9 protein-coding genes are annotated in these 18753 nt (G+C 39.2%); all 9 read left to right on the top strand.

The features are described from left to right. Nucleotides 1–131: 131 nt before the first annotated feature. Complete coding sequence (locus ABWU87_RS07925) at nt 132–2246, top strand: glycoside hydrolase family 2 protein (protein WP_353329660.1); 2115 nt, start codon at nt 132–134, stop codon at nt 2244–2246. A 33-nt stretch (nt 2247–2279) separates the two neighbouring features. Further along, nucleotides 2280–4880 (top strand): glycoside hydrolase family 2 protein, encoded by a 2601-nt coding sequence (locus ABWU87_RS07920; protein WP_353329658.1) that lies wholly within the window; start codon nt 2280–2282, stop codon nt 4878–4880. Nucleotides 4881–5449: 569 nt separating this feature from the next. Next, complete coding sequence (locus ABWU87_RS07915) at nt 5450–6208, top strand: NUDIX hydrolase (protein WP_353329656.1); 759 nt, start codon at nt 5450–5452, stop codon at nt 6206–6208. Between the two features lie 28 nt (nt 6209–6236). Further along, a complete protein-coding gene (locus tag ABWU87_RS07910) occupies nt 6237–7730 on the top strand; it encodes a xylulokinase (protein ID WP_353329654.1) in 1494 nt (497 codons plus the stop codon). A gap of 41 nt (nt 7731–7771) precedes the next feature. Next, nucleotides 7772–9088 carry a xylose isomerase gene (gene xylA / locus ABWU87_RS07905; RefSeq protein ID WP_353329652.1) on the top strand — a complete coding sequence of 439 codons (1317 nt, stop codon included), beginning with the start codon at nt 7772–7774 and terminating at the stop codon, nt 9086–9088. 116 nt (nt 9089–9204) lie between these two features. Next, nucleotides 9205–10818: a D-xylose transporter XylE gene (xylE, locus tag ABWU87_RS07900; protein ID WP_353329650.1), complete on the top strand. Its 1614-nt coding sequence runs from the start codon at nt 9205–9207 to the stop codon at nt 10816–10818. Between the two features lie 337 nt (nt 10819–11155). Continuing rightward, entirely contained in the window at nt 11156–13714 is a 2559-nt protein-coding gene (gene galB / locus ABWU87_RS07895) for a beta-galactosidase GalB (protein WP_353329648.1), read from the top strand. Between the two features lie 136 nt (nt 13715–13850). Beyond that, a complete protein-coding gene (locus ABWU87_RS07890; RefSeq protein ID WP_353334434.1) occupies nt 13851–15398 on the top strand; it encodes a glycoside hydrolase family 43 protein in 1548 nt (515 codons plus the stop codon). A 517-nt stretch (nt 15399–15915) separates the two neighbouring features. Beyond that, nucleotides 15916–18732 (top strand): beta-galactosidase, encoded by a 2817-nt coding sequence (locus ABWU87_RS07885; RefSeq protein ID WP_353329646.1) that lies wholly within the window; start codon nt 15916–15918, stop codon nt 18730–18732. Nucleotides 18733–18753: the final 21 nt, after the last annotated feature.

Here is an 18753-nt window from a genome sequence, read left to right as displayed (position 1 = left end):
ATACGATGTGATATTCATATTCATAGATAAATATAAACTACTGTGATATGAATGCGGAAAAAGTTTTGTATCTGTTGAACAAGTCAAGTATTGATAATTTTACAGATCAAACAGGCTAAATTAAAATACAAATGAATAGATTTTTTTTTATATTATCAGCTTTTCTTTGTGCCTTTTTACTGACACCTCCTGTACAAGGTCGAGAGGTTCTTTCTTTCAACACTGATTGGCAGTTTAAGAAGGGGCCATTTTCGTCAGAGGCTATGCAAGCAGCTCAAAAATGGAATTCCGGATGGGAAAAAGTGGAAATACCTCATACTTGGAATGCAAAGGATATGCAGGTAAGAATCAACGACTTTTACGAAGGAGTGGGCTATTATAGGAAAACATATTTCTTTCCCGATACACTTCAGGGGAAGCGAGCTTTTCTTCGCTTTGAAGGAGTAGGAGCTTGTTCCGAGGTGTATGTAAACGGAAATTTAGTGGGGACTCATAAGGGAGGATATTCTGCTTTTGCTTGTGAGATAGGAACTGCAATAAAGCCGGGGGCTAACAATGAGATCATTGTAAAGGTAGACAATACTGCACGTCCCGATGTGATTCCTGTTAATCATGGGCTGTTTGGAGTATATGGAGGTATTTATCGCCCGGTGTGGCTCATAATAACAGAAAAAAACAATATCACGGTAACCGACTGCGCCTCTTCGGGAGTATACATTACTCAGAAAAATGTATCAAAGCAACAGGCTGATATAACAGTGAAGGTAAAGCTTGACAATGCAACTCTACAGCCGGTCTCCTTAAAGCTGGAAAATACGATTTACAACCAAGTAGGAAAAAAGGTCTCCAGCGATACAAAGTCGTTCGATCTTACACCGCAAGGATCACAGACTTATTTCTCTACTTTCACCATGAAACAACCTCATTTGTGGCAGGGTAGAAAGGACCCTTATCTTTATAAAGTTGTTTCGCGTTTAATAAAAGACGGAAAAGTAATCGATGAAGTAACACAACCTCTGGGTGTAAGAAAATACGAGATTGTTGCTGGTAAAGGGTTTTATCTAAATGGTGAAAGATATCCTATGTATGGGGTCACTCGTCATCAGGACTGGTGGGGACTGGGTAGTGCTTTGAAGAACGAAAACCATGATTCTGACCTTGCCATGATCATGGATGTAGGAGCCACAACTGTTCGATTTGCTCACTATCAACAGTCTGAGTACCTTTATTCTCGTTGCGATAGTTTAGGGCTGATTATTTGGGCTGAAATACCTTTTGTGAACAGGGTAACGGGCAAAGAAGCTGAGAATGCACAGACACAGCTTCGGGAAATGATTCGTCAGAGCTTTAACCATCCTTCCATTTATGTTTGGGGATTGCATAATGAGGTTTATCAACCTCACGAATACACAAGTTCTCTAACACAATCCTTGCACGATTTAGCCAAGACTGAAGATCCTGATCGTTTTACGGTTTCTGTGAATGGATATGGACATGCTGAACATCCCGTAAACATGAATGCTGATATACAAGGCATGAATCGTTATTTTGGTTGGTATGAGAAGAAAATAGGTGATATTAAACCTTGGGTGGAAGGGCTCGAGAAGGAATATCCTTATCAGAAATTGATGCTATCGGAGTATGGAGCGGATGCCAGTACTGCCCAACAAACCGAGTATCTGGATGAGTATTCGACCGGGGGAGACTCATTCTGTCCGGAGACTTTTCAAACAAAGATGCACGAGTATCAATGGAGTGTGATTGCAAGTCATCCTTACATTATAGCCTCTTATTTATGGAATATGTTCGACTTTGCCGTTCCCTCATGGACGCGGGCTGGTATTCCTGCCAGAAATCTAAAAGGCTTGGTTACATTCGACCGAAAAATAAAAAAGGATTCCTATTTCTGGTATAAGGCTAACTGGAGCAAAGAGCCTGTTTTATATCTTACCCAAAGAAGAAATACCAATCGCGAGAAGCAAGTTACATCAATTACAGTTTACTCAAATGTTGGTACGCCTAAGGTCTACTTAAATGGAAAGGAACTGACAGGAATAAAGCAAGGATATACCCCTGTACATTATATATTCTATAAGGTAACGTTAGCCAATGGAAAGAATACACTTAAAGCTGTTTCGGTAAAAAATGGCAAGAGTTACGAAGATATAATTGAATGGAATTATACTGGTGAGAAAAAACGTGGAGATGATGCCACAGAAAATGTAGAAGAGCATGCTGGCTTTTAATTGAAAGATCGTTTTATAAAAATAGTATGAAAAATGAAAACAAAGAATAGTAGAGTTCTTATAATGTGTATTGTTCAGATAATATGCATTTCAACGAGCAGTTTTCAGGCTTATGCGCAAAAAGACGCACGGCGGAAGATCTGTTTTAATAATGATTGGTATTTTTATCGTATGGATGATGCCAATGCTACGGATATAAATGGAACATCAACAGGGCTTTATGATAAAAATCGGACCGATTTTGCATCCCAGTTTTTAAATGAATACATCCAGTCAGGAGGATCGGCGGCATCGGATGTAATGAAAAATGAGGTTGAAAAGGGAATTGCAGATTTTCATCGTGAATATCCAGGGCTTAAGGATAAAATTTGGAATAAGGTTGTGTTACCGCATACAGCTAAAATAGAACCAATTACGAGTCAAAATCCTTGTTGGGAGGGAGTGTCTTATTACCGTAAATCCTTTTCCATTGAAAAAAGTCTGAAGGGCAAAAAGCTTTTTCTCGAATTTGAAGGAGCCATGCAACAAAGTGATGTTTGGTTAAACGGACAATTGGTTTTGCAACATAAGGGTGGTTATACTCCTTTTTCGATAGATTTAACAAAACTGGTAAACTATGATAAACCGAATGAAATAATTGTTCGTCTGGACAATCGGGCAGATCGGAATTTCCCTGTCGGAAAAGATCTGAAACGAAATGGTTTTACCTATTGGAGTGGCATTTACCGAAGTGTGTTTTTACATGTTACCAATCCGGTTCATATTACCGATGCTGTAAAGGTGAATAAAGTAGCCGGAGGAGGCGTTTTCTTTCGTACACCAGAAGTTGACAAAAATAGCGCAACGGCATTGGTTAAAACGAATGTTGTCAATGAAGGCAATATAAATATACGTGTGAGGGTAAGACAGATTTTGCTGAATTCCTCGGGCAAACAGGTAAAGGAGAGCCTGTCAGAAACATTGGAATTAAGCAAAGGTGGTGATGTGCACATTGAACAACAATTCAAAATTGAAAATCCCTCATTATGGCATCCGGATCATCCGTTCTTATACACTTTAAAAACAACTGTTTTTGCCGACAATAAACAGGTCGACGAAATGGTACAGAAGGTTGGTTTCCGTAAATTGTCATTTAGTAAGGCTGATGGTTTTAGAATCAACGATGAGCCCTTGTACCTTGTTGGTACCAATCGTCATCAAGACTATCCATACATCGGGGTCGCTTTATCAAAAAATGCCCAATACAGAGACATGAAGAAAATAAAGGAAGCCGGATACAATTCGGTCAGACTTGCCCACTATACCCATGATCCTGCCGTTTATGAAGCTGCCGACGAACTTGGATTAATGTTGCTGGACGGTATTCCCGGATGGCAATTCTTTAACAATAATGATATATTTAAGCAACGGGTTTTTCGGGATATCCGTGATATGATCCATCGTGACCGCAATCACCCAAGTGTTGTTCTTTGGGAACCTAACCTGAATGAAAGTTATCCTCCCGATGAATTCAGAAACCAATGTCACCTTTTAGCTCACGAGGAACTGCCTGTTGGGGAGTATTTTACTACCGGTGAGACTTATGGGGCAAAAAAGACAATCTGGGATGTAGCCATGAACAACTGGAGCGATTCTCAGGATTCAATATTCCGCAATACAACGGAACGGGCTCAGACTGTTCAGCCCAATAGTCCAGGCATAATAAAAGAGTATTCCGACTGGGAGTTTGGAGGCTGGAGCAGTACGACACGCAGTTCACGTGAGACTGGTGAAAAGGCCATGTTACAGGGATTATGGAATACCATTTGGTCGCACAATGCAAATATCGCTAATTATGCGCCCGCTACTGTAGGCGATTTTACCTGGGCGATGTATGATAACTATATTAGTAACGACAAGAAACTATTTGAGTGGGGTACAGCAGATTATTTCAGATTGCCCAAATTTACAGGTTATTTTTTTCGGAGTCAGTTGGAACCCTACAAGAAAATTGCCGGCATTGAGACTAATCAACCGGTTGTTTTTATTGCCAATTGGTGGACTGGCGGTGGAAAGAATGAACAGGTCGTTGTGTTGAGCAACTGTGATAAGGTTGTCCTGAAAGTCAATAATCGTATTGTTGCAGAACAACTACCAGATAACGGCCCGGATACTTTTTACGGTGTACCTGATAAAGGCGGCAAACCGTTTGATGGAGGAAACTGCAGTCACTTAAAACATCCTGCATTTACGTTTAATAATATTGCTTTCGAAAAAGGAGAATTGAAAGCAGAAGGATATATAAATGGTTCTAAGGTTTCCGAGCAAATAGTTCGTACGCCTGAGAAGCCGGTACGTATAAAGCTGGAAGCCGATTTAAGTGGTAAGCCTCTAAGTGCTGATGGTGCCGATGCCGTATTTGTTCATGCCTCCATCATCGATCAATATGGAACCGTTTCATGTCTGGATAACACGACCAAGGTGGAGTTTTCAGTGAATGGAGACGCAAACATAGTTGGGTCATCAATTGTTCAAACTCGTGGTGGAATAGCATCTATTCTGCTTCAGTCAACCTCTTTAAAATCAGGGAAGATAACAATCTTTGCGAAAGTTAGAGGTCTGAAGGAGGGGACATTAATACTCATTTCAAAATAACAATCTGAACCGATAAATAGCTTGCTACGATCAGATCTGTGTTTGATCCTAGTAAGCTATTTATTATTTAACAGACTTCGTTATACTGAAATATTTGGAGAATCGTTTCTAGGTTATTCTCTATTCTTATGATATTTAAGCTCCTAAAAAGAGAATATCATAAAGACAATAAAATCTGCTGGAAAATCATATTCTCTTTTTGTATAAAAATAGGCATAAGACCGACTGTCATCCCCCCTAACCCTCAAATCTTCAACCTTTTTTCTTTATGTTTTAAACTGGATAATTCCAAATATGGTTAGTGCTAAAATACAATAACTACCTCTTTTAAATACCTATATGAATAGTCTATATGCTTCATTTAAAGGGGTAAGTGGAAGTTTGTATTATGTGTAATAATATTTATAAAATACATATAGTGTTTTATACAATATGTGTAGATGGCATATTGTTGTTATTATGATATTTATAATATTGATAAATAATTAGTTATATATGTGTTTGTTTTATCATATTTTGTTTGTAGCTATAGAAAATAGATTTATATTTGCGAAGTTTAAATAAATATTATGGAATACGATATTGATGAAAATAAATTGGTGAATCCACATGTATCTGTTGACTGTGTAGTGCTAGGTTTTGATGGCAAACAGCTAAAAGTTTTGCTGGTAAAACAGATTGGGCAGGAAACTGCAGATGTTTATACGGACTTGAAACTTCCCGGTAGTTTAATTTATAACGATGAAGACTTGGATGAGGCAGCACAACGGGTTCTTTATGAATTGACGGGAATAAAAAATGTGGATTTATTGCAGTTCAGAGCTTTTGGCTCAAAAAACAGGACGCATAATCCTAAAGATGTTAGATGGTTGGAACGCTTTCATCAGTTAAAAAGCAAGATTGAACGCATTGTGACGATAGCTTATCTTTCTATGGTGAAGATTGATGGGAAGATGGAACAGTTGTCTGATAAATACCAAGCTTGCTGGATGGAAGTTAAGCAACTCAAAGTGCTGGCATTCGATCATAATCAGATTATTGCTGAAGCGATAACCTATATACGTCAATATGTAGAAATGAACCCTTCCATTTTGTTTGATCTATTGCCTCGTAAGTTTACTGCGTCCGAACTGAGAGTCTTATATGAATTAGTATATGATAAAACCTTTGATGTACGAAATTTCCACAAAAAGATTACTATGATGGAGTATGTGGTTCCACTTGATGAATATCAAAGCGGGGTGCCCCACCGGGCAGCTCGTTACTATAAATTTGATCGAAAAATTTACAATAAGATTCATGCTACAACAAAGTCTTTTAATAAATAATCGCCTTAATATTTAATACCTTATAATTATGTTTCTATTAGGATATGACATTGGGAGTTCGTCGGTAAAAGCGAGTCTGGTCAATGCAGAAACTGGAAAATGTGTTTCTTCTGCTTTCTCTCCAAAGACAGAAATGGATATAAAAGCTGTGAAGTCAGGCTGGGCTGAGCAGGATCCTCAGGCTTGGTGGGATAATCTGAAACTGGCAACAAAGTGTGTGCTGGATGAATCGGGAATAAATGTTGCTGAAATTAAAGCCATCGGTATTTCTTATCAAATGCACGGATTGGTTTGTGTAGACAAAGAGCAGAATGTGTTGCGTCCTGCTATTATTTGGTGCGATTCGCGTGCCGTTCCATATGGGCAAAAGGCTTTCGAGATATTGGGTGAGGAGAGATGTCTTTCTCATCTATTGAATTCTCCTGGTAATTTTACAGCCTCTAAACTGGCGTGGATTAAGGCTAACGAGCCTTATATATATGACAGAATCTATAAAGTGATGCTTCCTGGTGATTATATTGCTATGAAGTTAAGCAATGAAATTTATACTACGGTTTCCGGTCTTTCGGAAGGTATGTTCTGGGATTTTAAGGAGAATCGTACAGCCGGATTCCTGATGGACTATTTTGGATTTGATTTTTCGTTGATTGCGGATGTAAAACCCACATTCTCCAATCAGGGTGAGGTTAGCCGGGCTGCAGCTAAAGAACTTGGTTTAAAAGAGGGCACACCTATTACGTATCGTGCCGGAGACCAGCCAAACAATGCACTTTCCCTGAATGTTTTTAATCCTGGTGAAATAGCTTCTACTGCAGGAACTTCAGGTGTGGTGTATGGTGTAAACGGTGAGGTAAATTATGATCCGCAATCGCGAGTAAATACTTTTGCCCACGTAAATCATTCTTACGAACAAACTCGTTTAGGTGTATTGCTTTGTATTAACGGAACCGGAATCTTGAATTCCTGGGTGAAAAGAAATATAGCCCCTGAAGGCATCTCTTACCATGAAATGAATATGCTTGCTGCAAAAGCTCCTATCGGTAGTGGAGGAATTAGTATTTTACCTTTTGGCAACGGTGCCGAACGTATGTTAGGTAACAAGGAAATAGGCTGTTCAATCCACGGACTGAATTTTAATACACACGGTAAGCATCACATAGCCCGAGCAGCTCAGGAAGGAATTGTCTTTTCTTTCAAATACGGAATTGAGATCATGGAACAAATGGGAATTCCTGTGAAGAAAATTCATGCCGGACATGCAAATATGTTCTTAAGCCCTATTTTTCGTGAAACGCTTGCCGGTGTAACAGAAGCGGTTATTGAATTGTATGATACAGATGGATCGGTTGGAGCGGCCAAGGGTGCAGGTATTGGGGCCGGCATATATAAAGATTCCAATGAAGCTTTTGAAACTCTTGATAAGCTGGAGGTTATTGAACCAAATGCAGCTACATATCAGGAGTATGCTGATGCATACAACCAATGGAAATATAGACTCGAAAAGTCTATGTCAGAAAAATAATTATCAAACTACAATAAAAAGAATTTAAAATCAAAAGTATTATGGCAACTAAAGAGTATTTTCCCGGAATAGAAAAAATTAAGTTCGAAGGTAAAGAGAGTAAAAATCCAATGGCGTTCCGTTATTATGATGCTGAAAAAGTGGTTAACGGAAAGAAAATGAAAGACTGGTTGAAGTTTGCAATGGCTTGGTGGCATACACTTTGTGCCGAAGGTGGTGATCAGTTTGGTGGTGGAACAAAGCAATTCCCCTGGAATGGAGCTGCTTCTGCATTGGAAGCTGCAAAAAACAAGTTGGATGCGGGATTTGAATTCATGCAAAAGTGTGGCATTGAATATTACTGTTTCCATGATACAGACTTAATAGATCCTAGTGATGATATTCAGGAATATGAAGCAAACATGAAAGCCATTGTTGCTTATGCTAAACAAAAACAGGCCGAAACAGGTATTAAACTATTATGGGGAACTGCAAATGTCTTTTCTCATGCACGTTATATGAATGGTGCTGCTACAAATCCGAACTTTGATGTTGTTGCCCGTGCTGCTGTTCAAATTAAAAATGCCATTGACGCAACTATTGAACTTGGTGGTTCAAACTATGTATTTTGGGGTGGTCGAGAAGGTTATATGTCTTTATTGAATACGGACCAGAAGCGCGAAAAAGATCATTTGGCCATGATGTTGACCAAAGCCCGCGATTATGCCCGCGCTAAAGGTTTTAAAGGAACATTCCTTATCGAGCCAAAACCAATGGAACCAATGAAACATCAATATGACGTGGATACAGAAACTGTGATTGGATTCCTAAAGGCTCACGGATTGGAAAATGATTTCAAAGTAAATATTGAAGTAAACCACGCCACTCTGGCTGGTCACACTTTTGAACACGAATTGGCTTGTGCTGTAGATGCAGGTATGCTGGGCTCAATTGATGCAAACCGCGGTGATTATCAGAATGGTTGGGATACGGATCAGTTTCCTATCGATAACTTCGAACTAACTCAGGCAATGATGCAGATTATCCGTAACGGAGGCCTTGGTAATGGTGGCACAAACTTCGATGCTAAAACTCGTCGTAACTCTACTGATCTTGAAGATATTTTTATTGCTCACATTAGTGGTATGGATGCTTTTGCACGTGCATTGGAAAATGCTTCGGCTGTATTGAACGAATCTCCTATATGCAAAATGGTGAAAGAACGTTATGCTTCTTTTGATGCTGGTAAAGGACAAGAATTTGAAGCGGGAAATCTTTCTTTGGAAGACCTTTATGCATATGCAGTTGCTAATGGTGAACCTGCTCAGATTAGCGGCAAACAAGAGTTGTATGAGGCAATTGTGAACATGTATTGTTAATTGTTCTGTTTCGTCAGCGAACAAATATCCGATATGCCTGTGAATAATAAAATTCCGGCATATCGGTCCTTTTAATCACTGGCTTTTTTTCCCTAATTCTATTAATATAAAAACATATGTCATCTAAAACAAAACAAACGGGACTATATCTTGCGTTACTCACCTTAGTAGCAACCCTCGGCGGATTGTTGTTTGGTTATGACACAGCTGTGGTAAATGGAGCAGAAAAATCTCTTGTCGACTTCTTTATCAAGCATATCACAACAGACAATGCATACGCAGTAAGCATGATTACCCAATACAAGATATTAGTGAGTACAGTTATTGTTCTTGTACTTGCAATTCTTTCAACACAAATATTTAAGTTGGTCGGCAGAACAAAAGGAGGCATCACTGTTGCTGTTCTGTTTGTAGTCGCTATTATCTGGATTGTAAATTATGTCTCGCAAGCTGTTCCGACAGATACTGCTCTTCTTCAGGATATGGCCGACTCAATAAAGGGTTTTGTTATCTCCAGTGCATTAGTGGGCTGTATTATTGGTGGATCCATTTCTGGATTTATTTCTAACTCATTAGGACGCAAGAAAGGTCTTTTAATATGTGCTATTGCTTTCTGTATTTCGGCTATTGGTGCATGGAACCCCGATGGATTTAATTTTTTCTTCATAAATGATGCTTATTCATTTGTAATCTATCGTATAATCGGAGGACTTGGTGTAGGTCTGGCTTCAGCCCTTTCTCCTATGTATATTGCCGAGATAGCTCCAGCTGAGAGTCGTGGTAAATTGGTCTCTTTTAATCAGTTTGCTATCATCTTTGGTATGTTGGTTATTTATTTTGTAAACTATTTCATTGCTAAGTCTGGTGATGCACAATGGTTAACCAATACAGGATGGCGTTGGATGTTCTTCTCTGGAATTATTCCTGCAGGGATATTCTTTATCTTGTTGTTCTTTGTTCCTGAAACTCCACGTTTCCTTGCTATGAAAGGCAATGATGAGAAGGCGCTTAGTGTATTATCAAAAATTGTAGGTGAAAAAGAGGCAACAACAGAATTAGCGGAGATTAAAGAAACTCTTCACGAAAAGAGTTCTCCTTGGTTATCTTATGGTTGGGCAGTGATTATCATTGGTATATTACTTTCCATATTCCAGCAGTTTGTAGGTATTAATGTGGTACTTTACTATGCAGGAAACATATTCCGTAACATGGGAGCGGATACGGACTCTTCACTATTACAGACAATTGTTGTCGGAATTGTAAACTTAACATTTACCTGTGTGGCAATTGTTAAAGTGGATAAGTTTGGCCGTAAACCGCTGATGATCATCGGAGCATTGGGTATGGCTATCAGCATGATTCTTCTTGGATTTACATTCTATTTTCAAACGGTTGGCTTAGGTTCGTTGATCCTGATGCTTCTTTACACTGCCTCTTTCGCCATGAGTTGGGGACCGGTAACCTGGGTGCTGTTATCTGAAATCTTTCCAAATTCCATTCGTGGTGCCATGTCTATTGCTGTAGCAGCACAATGGCTGGCAAATCTGATAATATCCTGGACATTTCCTATGATGAATGACAATAAATGGTTGACAGGGGTGTTTCATCAAGGATTCGCTTATTGGATATACGGTGTTATGGGACTTTTGGCTGCATTTTTTGTTTGGAAATTCCTACCTGAAACAAAAGGTAAGACTCTGGAAGAGATTGAGAAGTTCTGGAAAAAATAATTATTCTATCCAATAACCAAACTATGCTTGCCTCTTTGGTTTTGAATGCAAGCATAGTTTGGTAGACTTTATAGGTTATTTGATATTTGGATTAACAACATATATTTTCTCGCTGAAGGTACATTATATATAAATGATCAAAAATTAATTAGCCGTAAAAATGTATATGTGATTTTATACTAGATTTTCTGATTTTGTAAATATTAATAAGTACGGAGATATCTATGAAATGAATCTGGTAAAAGAGCATATAGTTGTAGCGAGATTTTAGTTGACTACGATCCTTAAATTAGTAAATAATCGATGATAAAAGCTGTAAAGTAAAACTATAGTATTTATGAGTAAAAAATTTTTCATTAGTCTGGCAATAATAGTACATGTTGTATGCTCAGTGTCGTTGGCAGCATCTTTGCAAGCTAGACAGAATAAAGGAAAGTCAACAATTCAAAGAATGGGTGCAGTAGATACACAGCTCTTTGACGATAATTGGCTTTTCTCTCGTTTTGGATTGCAGGCCGATGGTACATCGGTTCCAGAGCCCGGAAATTTACAGAATACTGAAATCGACGATAGTTCCTGGAAGAAACTTGATTTACCTCATGATTGGGCTATTGAAGGACCTTTCCGCATTGAATTGACTGGAGAAACAGGCAAATTGCCATTTAAAGGAATTGGCTGGTACCGTAAGTATTTCACAATTCCAGATGGAGATGCCGGGAAACAGTTTTTTCTGGACTTCGACGGAGCTATGGCTTATGCCCAAATCTGGCTTAATGGTCAATATGTGGGAACCTGGCCCTATGGTTACAATTCATTCCGGATGGATTTAACCCCGTTCGTAAAGATTGGACAAAAGAATGTGGTGGCCGTTCGACTAGATACTGAGAAATGGGATTCACGTTGGTATCCGGGAGCCGGTATTTATCGTCATGTATGGATGATTAAAACCAATCCGGTCCATGTTGCTCACTGGGGTACTTATATTACCACTCCTGTTGTTTCTGATAAGTCGGCAACGATTAAAATGGCTGTCACTATTGATAATCAGGAAGAATCTTCGGTGGTGGCGACTGTTAATACCCAGATTTTTGAACTTGATGGTAATAACAAGCCTGGAATGAAAGTTGCTTCTTTCAATCAATCACAGGTTAAAATTGACGCAAAGGGAAATGCAACCACAGCAACTGTGACCACGATTAAAAGCCCCAAGCGATGGGATCTTATTTCACCAAACCGATATCTTGCTAAAACAACAATAAGTGTCGATGGAAAAGTTGTTGATACTTATAATACCCCATTTGGCATCAGGACTCTTGAGTTTACTGCACGTAATGGTTTCTTGTTGAATGGGCGTCGAGTCGAAATTAAGGGCACTTGTAACCACCATGATTTAGGCGCTTTGGGTACTGCTATTAATACCAGTGCTTTGCGTCGTCAACTAACAATCTTAAAAGATATGGGATGCAACTCGTTACGTACCTCACATAATCCTCCTGCTCCTGAATTGCTAGAACTGGCTGATCAGATGGGATTCTTGGTTTGGGACGAAGCTTTTGATTGCTGGAAAAACGGCAAGAAAAAGAACGATTATAATAAATTATACGATGATTGGCACGAAAAGGACTTAAAAGCTTTGATACATCGTGACCGAAACCATCCTTCTGTTTTTATTTGGTCAATTGGGAATGAAGTTATTGACCAACGAGATGTAGAAATGACTAAACACTTGGCAGATATTGTTCGTGGAGAAGATCCAACCCGTCCGGTTTCAAACGGATATAACGATCCTGACGGAGGACGTGAATCAGGAGCCGTTGTTGCACTCGATATTATGGGAGTGAATTATTTTTTCAACCAACAACCTAAATGGGATATTGATCCACGGTATGCAAACAAGCCAACTATTGGAAGTGAAACGTCTTCGTGTGTGAGCTCACGCGGAGAATATTTCTTTGACACGGAATATAAAAACTGGCAAATTACATCTTATGACAGTGCTAAACCAGGTTGGGGGTGCACGCCTGATGATCAGTTCAGAACGAATGCAACATTTCCTCATCTGCTTGGTGAATATGTTTGGACAGGTTTTGATTATCTGGGTGAACCAACGCCATATAATTCTGACGAAACCAACCTACTCAATTTCCGCAATGATCCTTCCAAAAGAGCAGAGCTTGAAAAGAAAATGAATGAGCTTCGCAAAAACAAAGCCCCTTCGCGCAGTAGCTATTTTGGAATTGTCGATTTGGCCGGATTTCCTAAAGACCGATTTTACTTGTATCAGTCTCATTGGAGACCTGATTTACCTATGGTTCACATTTTACCGCATTGGAATTGGGTAGAACGTATCGGACAGATAACTCCTGTACATGTTTACACTTCCGGCGACGAGGCTGAATTGTTCCTGAATGGGAAAAGTCTTGGAAGAAAAGTCAAGCAAGCCGGGCGAGATTTCCGGTTGGTCTGGGACAGCGTAAAATATGAACCGGGAATTGTTAAGGTCGTGGCTTACAAAAATGGAAAACAATGGGCTACCAATGAAGTGAGAACTACTGGAACGGCAGTAAAATTATATCTAACGGCCGACCGTAATACGATCTCTTCAAATGAAGCAGATTTGGCATACATTACTGTAAAAGTGCAGGATGCGTCTGGATTAACTGTTCCCAGAACTCATCCTCTGATAAAATTTAAAGTAGAAGGGCCCGGTGAAATTGTAGCCACCGATAATGGGGATGCAACCAGTTTTGTTCCTTTTCAAAGTCATGAACGTGAAGCTTTTAATGGGATGGCAGTTGTAATTGTAAAAGCAAAAAAAGGAAGTAAAGGCACTTTTAAAGTAATAGCTAGTAGTGACGGACTTGATGATGGAATAGTAATGCTAAGAGCAAAATGATTTTTATTTTACACCTAACTAGATTTTTTCTTATTAAAAACCAATATTCACAAAACAATCAATTATAAATATAAGAACCAATTTTATGAAAGAACTTAAGAAGATACTCAGTACTTCTATTTATTGGTACATTACAATGTTTTTATTTGCATTCAGCACTGTTCTGGATGCTCAACAAAAGACTACTCTAACAAAAGTATGGACCCCCGACAATGGTAATGGAACGTTTACAAATCCTATTATGTGGGGTGATTGGCCTGATCCTGATATAATACGGGTAGGAGATGATTTCTATTTTATTTCAACAAGCATGCACTACGTACCTGGTTGTCCTATTGCCAAATCGAAAGACTTAATCAACTGGGAAATGGCAGGTTATGCGGTCTCACGCTATGATGAGGATCCCCGGTATGATATGAAAGGAGGCGAGATGTACCTTAATGGTTCTTGGGCAAGCACTATTCGCTATCATAATGGACTATTTTATGCCGGTTTTTGTACTCCCTATGGTATTGGAAGAGATAAAGGACAATTTTCAATCTGCACGGCAAAAGATGTTAAAGGCCCTTGGACCCGCACCATCTTTCCCGAATACCTTTACGATCCCGGACTTCTCTTTGATGATGATGGTAGAGTGTATGTGGCTCATGGTCAAACAACTCTATATGTTACCGAGTTGAATGCTGATGCGCTTTCGGTGAAAGTTCCTCAAAAGAAAATATACAGTAATCGGGATTATCCTTATCTGGAGGGTTCACATTTTTACAAAATTAATGGCAAGTATTATATCTTAGGCTCAACAGGTGGTACAACCGGCCGTCAGGTTTGTCTGCGTTCTGATAGTATTTATGGGCCCTACGAGTCAAAAGTTATCATTAACGATGATAGTACATATCCCGGTAATGGCCTGCATCAAGGAGGAATGCTTCAACTAAAAGATGGATCTTGGTGGTTTATGATCATGCAGGATCGTGGCCCTATCGGCCGCACGTCTAATCTGGAACCGGTTACTTGGGTGGACGGATGGCCGATGCTAGGAGTAAATGGTAAAGGAGTGATTACATATAAAAAACCAAATATTGGCGTTACACATTCGATTAAAGTACCTGCAACAACAGACGAATTTAATTCACCGGAACTTGGACTTCAGTGGCAATGGAATCATAATCCCGATCCGGAAAAGTGGACGCTCGTTGAACGTCGCGGTTATATGCGTTTGAAGGCCAATAAAGCCACCGATCTTATAAAAGCTCGCAATACACTAACTCAACGTGTGCAGGGGCCTACTTCGTCAGGAACCATAGAAATGAGTGTACGAGGTATGAAGAATGGAAATATAGCAGGTTTTGGAGTCTTTCAATCTCCTTATGCTTTTGTGGCAATCAAACAGGAAAATAAATCGCGATCAATAATTATGGTGAATAACGGAAAAACCATTGCAACGATTAATAATTTTACTGGCAACACCATTTGGTTTAAGGCTACAGTTACTCATATTGGATTTACGGCATCATTCTTTTACAGTACCGACGGTAAAAATTTTAAAAAAATGGGTGATGAGTTGAAAATGGGACTAGGTTTTGATTGGACTGCTAACCGTTTTGCTCTGTTTAACTACTCTACTACGGATGAAGGCATTGGTGGATTTGTTGACTACAACTGGTTTCGCTACAATGCCAATTAGAAACCCTTTCTAAAAAAGTATTATTGTCTGGTGAAATTTGAATTATTCAAGACGCATTGATAATCTTTTGATTTTTATCAATGCGTCTTGTCTTTTCTTATTGCAATTCGTTTTTATTTTAAAAGTAACAACTGTTATGAGCTGTTTTATTTTATATAGAGTATGATTTCTGCATTTCAGTATCCTAAAAGAAATAACGCATATCAACATTGTCTATTGGTACTTGCCGGCCTATTTTGATTGGATTGGTGAATTTATGTAACTTTTAGACCTTATAATTTGTAATTGCAAGAAGAAAATTTGCTTCCATTACCTCTGTCAATTCGTATTCCAATGATATTTTCTATGTGGAATTTCTTTTTTAAAACGTCTTTATCATGATAAAGAACCTGAAAGATGTGAAAGAAGCTAAATTTGAATTTTTAAAGAAAAAATCAAATAAGTGACTTCCAATATATGCAGTAATTATGATTGTAAACATAAAATTTTATACTGAATAATAATATAATAACTACCAATGAAAAAACATTTCTACATTTTTTTAATATTATTGACCTTTAGTCAGGTAAAAGCGAACAACACATCAGAACCTGTATCTACAACTTCAGGTATTTCGAAGCAATTTTCGCATCCCGATCGAATTCGATATGATGGTCATTGCATGACCATTGAAGGGAAAGATGTATTTATTTATAGTGCAGCCTTTCATTATTTTCGTTGTCCAAAAGCTCTTTGGCGAGATCGTTTCCGTAAAATCAAAAAAGCAGGTTTTAACACTGTTGAAACTTATGTTCCATGGAACTGGCACGAAATGAATATGCCGAAGAATGTGAATGATTTCTCAAAATGCGACTTTTCTGATTTGAAAGCCTGGCTGAAAATGGCGCAGGAAGAATTTGGCTTTTATACCATTGTTCGTCCCGGTCCGTTTATTTGTGCTGAGTGGGCCGGAGGTGCCCATCCACGCTGGCTCGGGAAATTCTGCCCGGATAAATATGAAACAAGCTTTTGGTTGCGGAGTGATAATCCGGAATATATTAAATGGTCGAAGCACTGGTACGATGCGGTTTGTCCAATTTTTGCATCCGAACAGATAACCAATAAACCGAAAGGTGGCAAAGGAATCATTTTGGTTCAACTCGAAAACGAATACATCTATTTCGACATGGCTTCCGAGGGAAAAATCCGTTATCTGAAAGCCTTGTATCAGGCAGCTAAATCAAATGGAATTAATGTCCCGCTTTTTACCTGTGTAACACCGGAAGCCAGAGATTGTAAAGATCCTCAAATCAGCCAGGTTTTTGATATGGACAATCAATACATTTGGTGGAATATGCAGGAATCAAAAAACCGCATTGAAGATCTGAAACGCCAGCAACCTGATGCTCCGGCTTTTGTTTGCGAACTTCAGGGGGGGTGGTTTTCTACCGTTGGAAGATCGTTGAGCGAGGATAATTATCTGGATGGTCGTCATGCCCGTGGTATGGCCTTAATGGCAATGGCCGGAGGGGCTACAGGGTTGAATTATTATATGTTTTTTGGAGGAACCCACTTTGCTGGTTGGGGGGCGCGCACCATGACTACCTCTTACGATTATGGTGCTGCATTGAAAGAAAATGGCGGAACAGGGGAGAAATTTTTGACAACCAAAGCAATTGGTGAATTTCTTGCCATTCATGGCAGCAGGCTTACACGTTCTGTACCGGTAGGGTTTAGTACCGATAATACTTCGAAAGACCTGATTATCGGGATGAGACGTGCGACTGATGGGACACAATATATCTTTGTTTTGAACAAAGATAAAAAAGCAACTTTTTCTGATGAAATAAACCTTAAACTAACTAACCAACAGCCAATTCGTTTCAGATGTGAACTGGGTGCGTTGGATAGCAAAGTGCTTGTACTTAATACTGGAGAGACTAATGGTTCAAAAGGAGAGTGGTTTCCCAAAGAACAAAATGAAATCTTACGTCCGAAAAAAATCCCTGCTTCAGTACGTATTACAACAGCCTATAAACAAAATGAGACTTTCAAGGCCAGATGGACACCACTTGGATCTGCTGTTTCGTTGCCCGAACTGGGAGTAAACGATTGCCGGTATTCTCTTTACAAAAGCAAGTTTAATTTGACAGTGGAAGAGTTAAAGAAATACGGTTCAATAGTTTTTGATATGTTTACCGGTGATCCCATGTATATTCAGATTAATGGAAAGATTGCTCCCCGGGCTTCAATCAATGAATTCGATAATACCTTTATCTCCAAAGGACTACTGCATGCTGGAACAAATGAAATCGTCGCAGTCTATGAGAATCAAGGACATGCACATGGTTATCGTCCGATGGAAGAATTATCAGGTATGAGAAATGGAGGACTTGGGCCAGAGGTTGAATCAATCACTCCTGTAGAACAGTGGAAAGTTAAACTGGCAGCCAGCGATAACGAAAAAGATATATTGAAAGCTTCAACGAATGAAGACAACTGGGAAAAGATGATGCTTGATGATGAAACTGTTGCAGGTTTGGCTACGCTTCAGATTGCAGGTCTTGCAAAACCGAAATGGCCGGCTGCCTGGATTTTACAGGGAAAAAATGCAACAGCGGTATATCGATCTCAGATAAACTTTACTCCTGAGATGATTAAAAATGGCAAAACGATGCTGGAATTTGGATGTATAGACGACCGAGGTGTTTTATATGTGAATGGAAAACTGGTAGCCAGTCACGATGAATGGGATAAACCCTTTATCGCTAATATTGTCGATTTTATCAAGCCGGGGGCTAACCAGATTGTTATGGCGGTAACCAATTCGAATGGCTCAGGTGGAATATTGAAACCTGTACGTTTGCTTCGTCAGATGAAGATTGAGAAACCATTGAAATGGGAAGTTGCAAAAGATCTTTCAGGGGTTACAAATGGATGGATTACAGGATGTTCCAATACCAAAGGATGGGAGAAAATAGCATTGGATACTGTTAATTCTATTCCTCGAAAAGGGAATAATATCCAGCCGAAAGGTATATACGATGCACTCTTCACCTGGTATAAAGTTGAATTTGAGTTGCCTGAATCAGAAAATGGAGTCTGGATCCCTTGGCGATTACTCATAAACGCATCAGGTAATGGGTATATGTGGTTGAATGGGCATAATATTGGCCGACATTGGGAAGTGGGTCCTCAACGTGAGTTCTATCTTCCGGAATGTTGGTTGAATTTTGGCAAAGGTAAAAAGAATGTTTTGGTGTTTGGTTTAAGACAGAGTGCAAACGGAGCCAAACTAAAATCTGTTGAGATAGCTCCTTATGCCAACGATGCAGAAATGAGGGAAACAAAGTAAATTAAGTTCATCAGAGTTTGT

It is taken from the genome of Bacteroides sedimenti (assembly GCF_040365225.1).
Classification (GTDB): domain Bacteria; phylum Bacteroidota; class Bacteroidia; order Bacteroidales; family Bacteroidaceae; genus Bacteroides; species Bacteroides sedimenti.
Note: the sequence above shows the minus strand (reverse complement) of the source record. Positions and strands in the feature narration are given on the sequence as shown.

What these genes read in the sequence shown, in the direction of transcription:
- ABWU87_RS07890 (WP_353334434.1), top strand. Translation starts at nt 13,851, where the DNA reads ATGTTTTTATTTGCATTCAGCACTGTTCTGGATGCTCAACAAAAGACT.
- ABWU87_RS07915 (WP_353329656.1), top strand. Translation starts at nt 5,450, where the DNA reads ATGGAATACGATATTGATGAAAATAAATTGGTGAATCCACATGTATCT.
- ABWU87_RS07920 (WP_353329658.1), top strand. Translation starts at nt 2,280, where the DNA reads ATGAAAACAAAGAATAGTAGAGTTCTTATAATGTGTATTGTTCAGATA.
- xylE (WP_353329650.1), top strand. Translation starts at nt 9,205, where the DNA reads ATGTCATCTAAAACAAAACAAACGGGACTATATCTTGCGTTACTCACC.
- ABWU87_RS07910 (WP_353329654.1), top strand. Translation starts at nt 6,237, where the DNA reads ATGTTTCTATTAGGATATGACATTGGGAGTTCGTCGGTAAAAGCGAGT.
- ABWU87_RS07885 (WP_353329646.1), top strand. Translation starts at nt 15,916, where the DNA reads ATGAAAAAACATTTCTACATTTTTTTAATATTATTGACCTTTAGTCAG.
- galB (WP_353329648.1), top strand. Translation starts at nt 11,156, where the DNA reads ATGAGTAAAAAATTTTTCATTAGTCTGGCAATAATAGTACATGTTGTA.
- xylA (WP_353329652.1), top strand. Translation starts at nt 7,772, where the DNA reads ATGGCAACTAAAGAGTATTTTCCCGGAATAGAAAAAATTAAGTTCGAA.
- ABWU87_RS07925 (WP_353329660.1), top strand. Translation starts at nt 132, where the DNA reads ATGAATAGATTTTTTTTTATATTATCAGCTTTTCTTTGTGCCTTTTTA.